This is a genomic window from Aeromonas sp. R1-1 (assembly GCF_040908495.1).
Lineage (GTDB): Bacteria > Pseudomonadota > Gammaproteobacteria > Enterobacterales > Aeromonadaceae > Aeromonas > Aeromonas veronii.
Map to the genome: position 1 here is coordinate 1 of NZ_JBFODV010000143.1, position 10,484 is coordinate 10,484.

Annotated in this window: 10 protein-coding genes; 7 read left to right on the forward strand and 3 right to left on the reverse strand. The window is 60.4% G+C overall.

The window, feature by feature from the left end:
* Window positions 1–169: 169 nt before the first annotated feature.
* Window positions 170–1,669, forward strand: coding sequence for a leucyl aminopeptidase family protein (locus AB5Y92_RS08455; RefSeq protein WP_164537934.1), 1,500 nt, complete (start codon window positions 170–172; stop codon window positions 1,667–1,669).
* 14 nt (window positions 1,670–1,683) lie between these two features.
* Window positions 1,684–2,364: a pyrimidine 5'-nucleotidase gene (gene yjjG / locus AB5Y92_RS08460; protein ID WP_021231331.1), complete on the forward strand. Its 681-nt coding sequence runs from the start codon at window positions 1,684–1,686 to the stop codon at window positions 2,362–2,364.
* A 117-nt stretch (window positions 2,365–2,481) separates the two neighbouring features.
* Here yjjG and AB5Y92_RS08465 read toward each other — a convergent pair whose 3' ends face one another.
* The 3 genes from AB5Y92_RS08465 to dusC form a co-directional block, all read right to left on the reverse strand.
* Window positions 2,482–3,201, reverse strand: a complete 720-nt coding sequence (locus AB5Y92_RS08465) for an ABC transporter substrate-binding protein (protein WP_159158836.1) — start codon at window positions 3,199–3,201, stop codon at window positions 2,482–2,484.
* Window positions 3,202–3,361: 160 nt separating this feature from the next.
* Window positions 3,362–3,730 (reverse strand): RNA polymerase-binding protein DksA, encoded by a 369-nt coding sequence (locus AB5Y92_RS08470; RefSeq protein ID WP_019445807.1) that lies wholly within the window; start codon window positions 3,728–3,730, stop codon window positions 3,362–3,364.
* A 97-nt stretch (window positions 3,731–3,827) separates the two neighbouring features.
* Window positions 3,828–4,772 carry a tRNA dihydrouridine(16) synthase DusC gene (gene dusC / locus AB5Y92_RS08475; RefSeq protein WP_368226454.1) on the reverse strand — a complete coding sequence of 315 codons (945 nt, stop codon included), beginning with the start codon at window positions 4,770–4,772 and terminating at the stop codon, window positions 3,828–3,830.
* A 123-nt stretch (window positions 4,773–4,895) separates the two neighbouring features.
* Between dusC and AB5Y92_RS08480 the strand changes: the two genes are divergently transcribed.
* The 5 genes from AB5Y92_RS08480 (at window position 4,896) to nfo (ending at window position 10,294) form a co-directional block, all read left to right on the forward strand.
* Window positions 4,896–5,273, forward strand: coding sequence for a YbaN family protein (locus AB5Y92_RS08480; protein WP_005352406.1), 378 nt, complete (start codon window positions 4,896–4,898; stop codon window positions 5,271–5,273).
* A gap of 133 nt (window positions 5,274–5,406) precedes the next feature.
* Window positions 5,407–5,952, forward strand: coding sequence for an adenine phosphoribosyltransferase (gene apt / locus AB5Y92_RS08485; RefSeq protein WP_005352403.1), 546 nt, complete (start codon window positions 5,407–5,409; stop codon window positions 5,950–5,952).
* 172 nt (window positions 5,953–6,124) lie between these two features.
* The gene (dnaX, locus tag AB5Y92_RS08490; protein ID WP_368226456.1) at window positions 6,125–8,689 is read left to right on the forward strand and encodes a DNA polymerase III subunit gamma/tau; all 2,565 of its coding nucleotides are present in this window, start codon (window positions 6,125–6,127) and stop codon (window positions 8,687–8,689) included.
* A 114-nt stretch (window positions 8,690–8,803) separates the two neighbouring features.
* On the forward strand, window positions 8,804–9,133 hold the full coding sequence (locus AB5Y92_RS08495) for a YbaB/EbfC family nucleoid-associated protein (RefSeq protein ID WP_005333445.1): 330 nt from the start codon (window positions 8,804–8,806) through the stop codon (window positions 9,131–9,133).
* 318 nt (window positions 9,134–9,451) lie between these two features.
* A complete protein-coding gene (nfo, locus tag AB5Y92_RS08500; RefSeq protein WP_368226457.1) occupies window positions 9,452–10,294 on the forward strand; it encodes a deoxyribonuclease IV in 843 nt (280 codons plus the stop codon).
* Window positions 10,295–10,484: the final 190 nt, after the last annotated feature.

A 10,484-nucleotide genomic window follows, 5' to 3' on the forward strand; every position in this document is an offset into this window, starting at 1 on the left:
GCTGGAGCGTTACGGGAGGGGGGTGAATATCAAAGCATGTTTGCATGAGGCGCTGGGGCGCCCCATGCAACACGTAATTGGGACATAGCCTTTTTCAAGACCAAAACTGGTCGTATCAACCATTTGTTGGGTATCATCAGGTATCTCTTCATGGATGAGGCACGCGCCTGTGATCACTCCCTTCACCTATCTTCCTCCTGCTATTGAAAGCCGGGATGCCACGCTGGCCGAAGCCCTTGCCCAAGGGCTGCCGTTGCAACTGCTGCTGATCGCTGAAGAGCAGAAGGAGTCCTTGCTTTCGCTGCCCGCCCTTGCGGGTCTCCAGACCCAGCTTGCGCTGGGGAAAAAAGCGCCCTTTACCCTGATGCATGGCAATACCCTGTTGCAGGTGATGTTTGTGGCCGGCAGTGTGACGCGGGATCACCGCCTCTATAAACAGATCAGAGGCTGGATTGCTCCTCTTTCTGGGCTCAATGTGGAGCGGCTCGGGCTGCATCTGGAAGGTTTTTCCCCCTCCGAGCGAGTGATGCTGGCCGAAGTGATGTTATCGGCCCTGCTTGCCGCCAATATTTCGTTGCCCACCAGCAAGCGCCGCAGTGAAAGCAGTTGGGGCTATCAGCAGATCAAGGTTTCACCCGCGGTGGTGCTGGACTTGGCGCGCCTTTACAGCGAAGCGGGGGGTAACGGGTTGGCTCGCCATCTGGCGGTGTTGCCTGCCTCCGAGCTGACGGCCGCCAGCTATCGCGAGTTTGTCAGCAAGCTGGCGCAAGATGAGGGGTGGCAGTGCCATCACTATGATCAGGCGCAGCTGGCCGAGCTGGGGGCGGGGGCGTTTCTGGCCGTTGCTCGTGGCTCGGAAGACAATCAGGGGGCCATGGTCAAGCTCAGCTACTATCCACCCAAGCCGGTGCGCCGTATTGCGTTGGTGGGCAAGGGGATCTGCCACGACTCTGGCGGTTACAACCTCAAGGTCTCCGGCAGCATGTATGGCATGCATCTGGACATGGGGGGCAGCGCGGTGGCGCTGGGGGCCCTCTACGCCATCAGCCGAGCTCAGCTACCCTACGAGGTACACTGCTGGCTGGCCATTGCCGAGAACCATATCGGCCCTCACGCCTATCGCCCCGGTGAGGTGGTGACTGCCATCAATGGCACCTCCATCGAGGTGGTCGATACCGATGCCGAAGGGCGAATGGTATTGGCCGACACCCTGGCGATGGCGGTGCAGGATACTCCGGATCTGCTGCTCGATTATGCGACCCTGACCGGGGCCTGCAAACGGGCGCTGGGTAGCCGCTACAGCGGTGTCTTTACCAATCGCAGCGAATGGATGGCATCACTGGTCAATCTGGGTCAGCGCAGCGGTGAGCGGATCTGGCCCTTCCCGCTTGATGACGATTACGACGACAACATCGAGAGCGAGTGGGCCGATTTGTTGCAGTGTGCACCGGGCAGTTCGCCGGATCACATTGATGCGGCCCGTTTCCTCGCCCACTTCGTGCCCGAGCAGACTCCCTGGCTGCACTTCGACCTGAGCGGTTTTCGCAACAAGGGGGGCAATGGGGTGGTCTCCAGCGAAGTGACCGGCTTCGGCGTGCGTCTCACGCTCGATCTGCTGGCCAGCCCGCTTGGCAGAGTTGGTCGCCAAGCCTCTGAACAATCTGAATGATTACAAGGATTTCTGTGAAACAACCAAGCTATGACTGGGTGCTGTTCGATTTGGATGAAACCCTGCTCGATTTTCCGGTCGCCTCTGCGCTGACTCACACCTTGCAGATCTATGGCGTACAGGCTGATGACGCCAGCATGGCGCAGTACCACACCCTCAACCACGGGCTCTGGCAGCAGTACAATGATGGCGAGATCGATGCCACGGCGTTGCAGCAGACCCGCTTCTCCCTCTTTGCCCAGCAGGTTGCCGCCGATCCCATGGCGATGAACAACACCTTTCTGGAGCAGATCATTGCCCTTAGCATGCCTCTTGAAGGGGTGGTCGAGACCCTGCAGCAGTTGCGCAGCAAGGTGCGGATGGGGATCATCACCAATGGTTTCAGCGTGCCTCAGCGGGGGAGGCTCGGCAAACTGGGCTGGAGCGAGTGGTTCGAGCCGCTGGTGATCTCCGACGAAATTCGGGTGACCAAGCCGGCGCCAGCTATTTTCCAGCACACCCTCTCCCTGATGGGGCAGCCAGATCCGGCCCGGGTGCTGATGGTGGGGGATAACCCGAAAACCGATATTGCCGGGGCGGCGGCGCAGGGGCTGGCAACCTGCTGGTACAACCCGGCGCGGCAAGCGGGCGAGTGCGATGCAACCCACGAAATCCACCACTTCGCCCACCTTGCCGACATTGTGCTGGGACGCTGATAGCCAGGCTTAACCCATCACGTTATCGGTGACCAAAACGTCCTGGCAAGTTGCAACCAGGGTTGTTTGAAACAGGATTGGGTTTGCTTGAGACTGCAAGGGGAGCTGATGCTCCCCTTACTTATGAGTGTTTTCCTGTGAATGCAGGGATCTGAACTGGTAGCGATCGAGGATCTGCTGATAGTCGGGGCTCTGTTTCAATTGATCGATAGCCTGATTGATCCGCTGCAGTTGAGCCTCTGTGGTGCTCTCTTTGCTCAGCATCAGGTGAACCGGTGTCTGTTCGATATGCAGCAGAATATACAGCTTGTCCTGCACGCCATCCTTACCCTGCCACTCCTGCAGTCCGTGGGGATCCAGAATAAACCCCTGGATCCGTCCCCCTTGCAACATCTTCAGCAGCTGATCCAGCCGCAGGCGCATCTGCAAACGGGGCTGCAGCTCGGGCCTTGCCATCAACTGGCGGAAGGTATTGCCGTAATCAAAGCCCTTGAGCACCCCGATATGAAAGTCAGGGGTGTTGATCAACTGCTCCAGGGTGGTGATCCCGCGCCAGCGATCGGCATCTTGCCGACGGATGACGATGGCCGTCTCCTCTTCCCGATAGGGGTGGCTGAAGCGGGCATATTGCTGCCGCTCGGCGGTGATATTGGCTGACATGGCCAGTTGAACTGTGCCGAATTTCAGCTCGTGCAGCACGCGAGCCCAGGGCATTTCACTGAATTTGGCCTGATAACCGGCCCGCAGGAAGATGGCGTTGAGCAGCTCCACATCCAGTCCACGGAGCTGTTGTTGTTCATTGCGATAACTGAAGGGCTGCCAGTCGACCCAGCCCACGACCAATGACTCCTGTGCCGTAGCCTGGCAACACAAACACCATAACAACAAGAGTCTGTACACAACGCATACCCTCGAACAGGCTGATACGGTGAGTATTGGACAGGAACGACGGAGTAACCAGTGCTGAGGGTTGAGCGGATGCACAGATGTGCATCCCTCACAATTCGTGGGCGTGGAATCCCTTGCGATAGCGGGCTTCGCAGCGCGGGCAGCGTTGCAGGGTCGGATCCTGTTCCAGCTGTTCGATGGAAAGCGGCTCTTCACAATCGGAGCAGAGGCCATAGAGGCCGAGATCCATCTGGCAGAGTGCCGCATCGATCCGCTTGAGGCGGGCCACGCTCTGCTCAACCTTCGGCAGATCCAGCCGGCTGGTCAGTTCCACCAGTTGATCCTGCTCGCAGTGACCGACCTGCTCGGCCCACTCGTCACGGCGGCAGGCTTTGAGCTGACCGATCAGCGTTTCTCGTACTTGGGCCCAGTCTGACAGCAGGCGATTACGCCAGACAGTCAACTGTGCTTGCGTCATTTCACACACATTATCCCCCACAGGACAGACGACAGATTCGGGGCAGTATAGGGATCCGATAACTCTATCAAGATGATATGCGTCAAGTTAAACGTGGTTAGCCGTGGCTTTTGGCTGCTTGCAGCAGGGCATCGCGGATGGGAGCCGTCTCTTTGAGCACCCGGATCTCCTGAAACAGCTGGTCCGCTTCGGGATATTCCCGCTTGAGATAGCTGAACCACTGTTTGATGCGGCTGGGGTAGTAGTCGGCTTTTTCGCTGGCCAGATCCTGCTCGGTATAGCTCACCATCAACTGCAGCACCTTGGCCCAGCTCATGTGCGGGCAGCCGGTTTTCATCACGTTGGCCAGATTGGGCAGGGAGATGGCGCCGCGCCCGACCATCAGGGCATCGCAACCCGAGACCCTGGCACAAGCTAGGGCATCTTTGTGATCCCAAATTTCACCGTTGGCGGTGACGGGGATGGGCAGGGCGCGGCGAATGGCGTCCACATATTCCCAGTGGGCGGGGGCCTTGTACCCTTCGCGCTTGGTGCGCGCATGAACGGCCAGCTCGTTGGCGCCCCCCTGGAAGACCGCCTGAGCGTTCTCCAGATAGAGATCCTTGTCATCGTAACCGAGGCGAATTTTGGCGCTCACCGGCAGATGGGCGGGCACCGCCTCGCGCACCGCCTTGACGATGCGGTAGATGGTCTCGGGCTCTTTGAGCAGCACCGCACCGCCCTTGCTCTTGTTGACCGTTGGGGCTGGACAGCCGAAGTTGAGATCGACGCCGGGGGAGCCCAGCTCGATGGCGCGCAGGGCGTTCTCGGCCAGCCACTCGGGGTGTTGCCCCAGCAGTTGCACCCGCACCGGGGTGCCTGCGCGGGTTTTGCCATCTTGCAGCAGTTCAGGGCAGAGGCGGTAGAACACCTTGGCGGGTAGCAGCTGATCGACGACCCGGATAAACTCGCTCACGCAGAGATCGTAATCATTGACGGAGGTGAGTACCTCCCGCATCAGGTGATCCAGTACCCCCTGCATGGGGGCCAAAATAACGCGCATAACGGCTTTCCGACGAGAGTGGCAAGAAAAAAGAGCGCAGATTGTAGTGGGGTTGCGGCCCGCTGTCAGCACCCGCTCAAACTCTGTTAGGCTAGAGGGAGATAAATCACGCAAGGAGAAGGAATGAAGCGTTGGTGTCTGATGGCGCTCGGGTGGCTGGCATTTGCCACCGGTATCGTGGGCATTGTGCTGCCCCTGTTGCCGACTACCCCCTTCATGTTGCTGGCTGCCGCCCTGTTTGCCCGCTCGTCGCCCCGTTTTCATCGCTGGTTGCTGACCCATCCCTGGTTTGGCCCGCCCATCGTGGATTGGCAGCAGTATCGCGGCATTCGTCGTCAGGCCAGACGGCGCGCCATTATCTTCATTCTGCTCACCTTTTCGGTGTCGCTGGCGGTGGTGCCACTGCTTTGGGTCAAGGGGCTGCTGGTTGTCATAATGGTGATCCTGCTCACCTGGTTAATGCGCCTGCCGGTGCTGGAGCCAGTTGCAATGGTGAAGTGAAGTCCCTAAGCTATTGCAGCAATAATGCTATGGAGTCGGCCTGTCATTTTTGCGTGACAGGCTTTTTTATTTCCCGCAGAAGGGAATTGAGAAAAAATGGCCACCCCTGGGTCAAAAAATAAGCGGTCAACACATGAATCCGGAAACCCTGAAATTTATCGAAGCAAGCATCAAGACCATTCCCGACTATCCGAAGCCGGGCATTCTGTTTCGTGACATTACCAGCCTGATCGAGAACGCCGAGGCCTTCAAGGCCACCATCGATCTGCTGGCCAATCATTATCGTGATCAAGGGATCACCAAGATTGTTGGCACCGAAGCTCGCGGCTTCATCTTTGGCGCACCAGTTGCCTATGCCATGGGGCTGGGCTTCGTGCCGGTCCGCAAGCCGGGCAAGCTGCCGCGCGAAGTGATCGAGGAGTCCTATGCCCTCGAGTACGGCACCGACACCCTGCAACTGCACACCGATGCCATCGTCCCCGGTGACAAGGTGCTGGTCGTGGACGATTTGCTGGCGACCGGTGGTACCGTCGATGCGACCGTCAAGCTGATCCGCCGTGCCGGTGGTGAAGTGGCCGATGCGGCCTTCATCATCTCCCTGCCGTCTCTGGGTGGCGATGCCCGTCTGACTGCCGCTGGCATCAAGGTGGTCTCACTGGTCGAGCTGGCCGGCGAGTAATGCCTCTTCGGCCCGATCCTCTGCATCGGGCCTGCATTGAACCGGTGCCCTTGCGGGCATCGGTTTGAAAATCAAGCGATCCCTCCCGCTCTGACCGATAGCCGATACAGCCAGCCCGCCATTTGTGTTAGCATCCGGCCTCAATGCCCTGTCTTCCCTGCATGATGGATTTATGAGCTATCAGGTTCTGGCGCGTAAATGGCGCCCCCATACGTTTGAACAAGTGGTAGGCCAGCAACATGTGCTGACCGCCTTGACCAACGCCCTGGATCAGGGACGGCTGCATCACGCCTATCTGCTGAGCGGTACCCGTGGGGTCGGCAAGACCACCATCGCCCGTATTCTGGCCAAGAGCCTCAACTGCGAACAGGGGATCAGCAGCCATCCGTGTGGCGTCTGCGATACCTGCCGCGAGATCGATCAGGGCAACTTTGTCGACCTGCTGGAGATTGACGCGGCGTCCCGCACCAAGGTGGAAGATACCCGCGAGCTGCTCGACAACGTGCAGTACCGTCCGGCCCGTGGCCGCTTCAAGGTCTATCTCATCGATGAAGTGCACATGTTGTCGCGCCACAGCTTCAACGCGTTGCTGAAAACCCTGGAAGAGCCGCCCCCCTATGTGAAGTTTCTGCTGGCCACCACGGATCCGCAGAAGCTGCCCATTACCATTCTCTCGCGCTGCCTGCAGTTTCATCTGAAGAGTCTGGATCAGACCCAGATTGCCAAGCAGCTCGAATGGGTGCTGGATCAGGAGGGGCAGCCGTTTGAGCCGCGCGCCCTGCTGGCACTGGCCAAAGCCGCCGACGGCAGTATGCGCGATGCCCTGAGCCTGACCGATCAGGCGCTGGCCCACGGTAACGGCAGCGTGCGCCTCGACAGCGTGCTGGCGATGCTGGGCACGCTCGATCACCGCCATCTGCACCAGCTGCTGGAAGCCATTTTGCGGCAAGATGCCCCCGCGACCATGGCCAAGATCACCGAGATCGCCACCCTGGGCCCCGATTTTGATCAGCTCCACGCCGAGCTGGAAGGCTTGCTCCATCGCATCGCCATGGCCCAGCTGCTGCCTGCCAGCGTGCAGGAGCAGGGGGCGGATGCCGATGCCCTGCTGCAACTGGCCAAGGCGATGAGCCCGGAAGAGGTGCAGCTCTGCTACCAGATTGTGCTAGGTGGCCGTAAAGATCTTCCCTGGGCTCCCGATGGCCGCACCGCGCTGGAGATGACCTGCCTGCGGATGCTCGCCTTCTCCCCAAGGCGTGATGCCCTGCATCCGGCCAGCCTTACTGCGTTGCCCCCGTCAATGACGAGCAGTACGGCGAGCAGCGCCATGCCGGTTGGCACCTTGCCGGGAAAGCGCCCGGCCGCTGAATCGGCCGCAGTGGCACCGATCAGCGGCGCCGTGACCGCGGTTGATGTTTCCCTGCCTGCGATGACGGATGACATCGGCAACCCCGCCGACAGCGAGGAGGAGGCGCAAGCCGCCGAGCTGTTCAGCCAGCAGGATGAGTTGCTGCGTGAAGCCGCAGGCATGGGGTATCAACCCGAGCCCGCGTTGCCACATGCGCAGCCTGATGTGTCTGGGCACTCAGCCGCACAGCCAGCAGATGCGGATGAGCGAGCGTCTGTCGCAGCCGATACCGACTATTCCCGTGGCGAGCCGCTGACCGCCGCCTTCGAGCCTGCAGCCGAGCCCGCGCTCGAACCGACAACCACGCCGGTTAGCGCACCTGAAGCTGTTTCAGCGGTATCGAGCATGCAGAGCCTGCTTGGCAAGCGAAACATGCTGCGCAGCCGCCAGCGTGGTCAGGATGCCCCGGCGGCGCCCGCGCCGCGCGCGGTGCCGGTTGCGCCAGCTCGTCCTGTCGCGCCCGCTGCTGCTCCGGCCGTTACCCAACAGCCAGCTCCGGTCGGCCAACCGGCCGGGCAGGGGATGGCGACGATGGGACACTATGATGATCTGCCACCGGTGGATCTCTATGGCGACGGTTACGAGCCGCAGGTTGATAACGGCGATTACGAAGAGTACCTCAATCAGGGCTTTGCCGAGCAGACTCAGGTGATGAGCCACGCCCCTGTCACGGCACCGGCCCAGCCAACCGATCTGCCACCCTGGGATCTCGACGGGCAGCCGAGCTATCGACCCGGTGAGCGCAGCGCTGCGGCGCCAGCGGTGACGCCCACCCCAGCGACCCAGCCGCCCGTTGCCAGCACGGCGGTGGCTGCTGCCCCTGTGACGCAGGATGAACCCCCTCAGCCGGTGATGGAGACCATCGACTGGGATGAGCTCGAGAGCGACAGCGAGCCGCAAGAGGGAGAGGCGACTCGCCTTATCCCCTCCTCGCTGCTCAATGGTTGCGGCGACCCTTGGGCCGAGTTGATCGCTCACACTCAGGTGGGAGGGCGGCTGCGCCAGCTGGCCATCAACTCGGTGATGACGCGGGAAGGGGATAAAGTCCTGCTAACCCTCAAGCCCGAGCAGCGCCATCTGGTGAGCGACAAGGCGCGCGCCGATCTGGCCGAGATCATCGGGCCAGCGCTGGGTCAACCGGTGCAGGTCGAGGTGACGCTCGGTGTGGTGCCTGACCAAGAGACCCCCCTCGAGATCGAGCACCGCCTTTATCTCGGGGTGCGCGAGCAGGTGACCCGGGACCTAGAGCAGGATCCCAACGTACAGTTTTTAGTTCAGCGGTTTGGTGCCGTGCTTCATCACGAGAGCATCGAGCCCCTCAACCGCTAAATTCCGTGGCCGGGAGCTTGCTTCCGGTTGAAAAGCAGTTTGGCTGTCCCCATCTAGGACAGACAAGCCCACAGCCCGGCGCTGGATGCCGGATTTCAAGACGAGAGATGACATATGTTTGGTAAAGGTGGAATGGGGAACCTGATGAAACAGGCCCAACAGATGCAAGAGCGTATGCAGAAGGCGCAGGAGCAGCTGGCTCAGATGGAAGTGACCGGTGAAGCCGGTGCTGGCATGGTCAAGGTCACCATGACCGGTAGCCACAGCGTCCGTCGCATCGAGATCGACCCCTCCCTGATGGAAGATGACAAGGAGCTGCTGGAAGATCTGGTCGCCGCCGCTTGCAACGATGCCGTGCGTCGTGTGGAAGAGCAGAACAAGGCCAAGATGGGCGAACTGACCGGTGGCATGCAACTGCCGCCAGGCTTCAAGATGCCCTTCTAAGGCGACTCTCCCCGCGCATTCTTGCTCCCTTGTCGCTGGCCATTCGGGTCACGGCAAGGGGGACGGCCGAGAGACCCAAAGACGCAGCGTTATTGCTCAGGCGATAGGCTGCGTTTTTTTATGGGCGCCATGCTGGCGTGGACGGGCTCTAGTTATCCCTTCTGGGGAGAGGTTGCTACAGAGCAGGCCGATTACGCCATGAAACGTAGCCGCCTTGCTAAGGCGGCGCTATTTGTCGATACCCGCTATCGGATATCCCGGTTTGGCGTGGCCGGGCGGGATCGGCATAATGGCGGCTTGCCGTATCGAGGAGATTGTATGAAATATATCGGAGCCCACGTCAGTGCGGCCGGCGGGGTGGAGAATACCATCGCCCGCGCCCAGGCCATCGGGGCCAACGCGTTTGCCCTCTTTACCAAGAATCAACGTCAGTGGCAGGCGGCCCCCTTGTCGGATGCCACCATTCGTGCCTTCAAGGCGGCCTGTGACAAGGCCGGTTTTCTGCCGGAGCAGATCCTGCCTCACGACAGTTACCTCATCAATCTGGGCCACCCGGATCCCGATGGTCTGGCCAAATCCCGCGATGCGTTTCTCGACGAGATGAAACGCTGCGAGCAACTGGGGCTCTGTTATCTGAACTTCCACCCCGGTAGCCATCTCAAGCAGATCCCAGAGGCGGCCAGCCTCAAGTTGGTGAGCGAGTCCATCAACTGGGCGCTGGAGCGCAGTGAAGGGGTGACGGCGGTGATTGAGAATACCGCAGGGCAGGGGACCAACCTCGGCTGGTCGTTCGATCACCTCGCCACCATCATCGAGCGGGTGGAGGACAAGAGCCGGGTCGGGATCTGTTTCGATACCTGCCACGCCTTTGCCGCCGGCTACGATTTGCGCACCGCCGAGAGCTGCGCTGCCGTCTTTGCCGAGTTCGACCGCACGGTGGGTTTTCATTATCTCAAGGGGATGCATATCAACGGCGCCAAGTGCACCTTTGGTAGCCGTGTCGATCGCCACCACAGCTTGCGGGAGGGCAATCTGGGGGAGGCAGTATTCCACCACATCATGAATGATGATCGCTTCGATCGCATTCCGCTGATCCTCGAGACCATAGACGAGTCCATCTGGGGCGAGGAGATCAGCTGGTTGCGCAGTCTGGAAAAGTGATACTCAGAAGCGAATCAAAGAGAGGGAGCCGTGGCTCCCTCTCTGCTTTTTCCGTCATTGGCGGGCGGGTCTGCCAGCGGCGCTCCGAGCAGGCGTTACTCTGCGCGGCTCACCTCGGCATCCTTCACCTGAGCCCGGCAGAAGTGGATAAAGTGGCGCAGGGAGGTGGAGTGGTACTTCTGCTTGTGCC

What these genes read in the sequence shown, in the direction of transcription:
- AB5Y92_RS08495 (WP_005333445.1), top strand. Translation starts at nt 8,804, where the DNA reads ATGTTTGGTAAAGGTGGAATGGGGAACCTGATGAAACAGGCCCAACAG.
- AB5Y92_RS08470 (WP_019445807.1), bottom strand. Translation starts at nt 3,730, where the DNA reads ATGACGCAAGCACAGTTGACTGTCTGGCGTAATCGCCTGCTGTCAGAC.
- dnaX (WP_368226456.1), top strand. Translation starts at nt 6,125, where the DNA reads ATGAGCTATCAGGTTCTGGCGCGTAAATGGCGCCCCCATACGTTTGAA.
- dusC (WP_368226454.1), bottom strand. Translation starts at nt 4,772, where the DNA reads ATGCGCGTTATTTTGGCCCCCATGCAGGGGGTACTGGATCACCTGATG.
- nfo (WP_368226457.1), top strand. Translation starts at nt 9,452, where the DNA reads ATGAAATATATCGGAGCCCACGTCAGTGCGGCCGGCGGGGTGGAGAAT.
- AB5Y92_RS08480 (WP_005352406.1), top strand. Translation starts at nt 4,896, where the DNA reads ATGAAGCGTTGGTGTCTGATGGCGCTCGGGTGGCTGGCATTTGCCACC.
- apt (WP_005352403.1), top strand. Translation starts at nt 5,407, where the DNA reads ATGAATCCGGAAACCCTGAAATTTATCGAAGCAAGCATCAAGACCATT.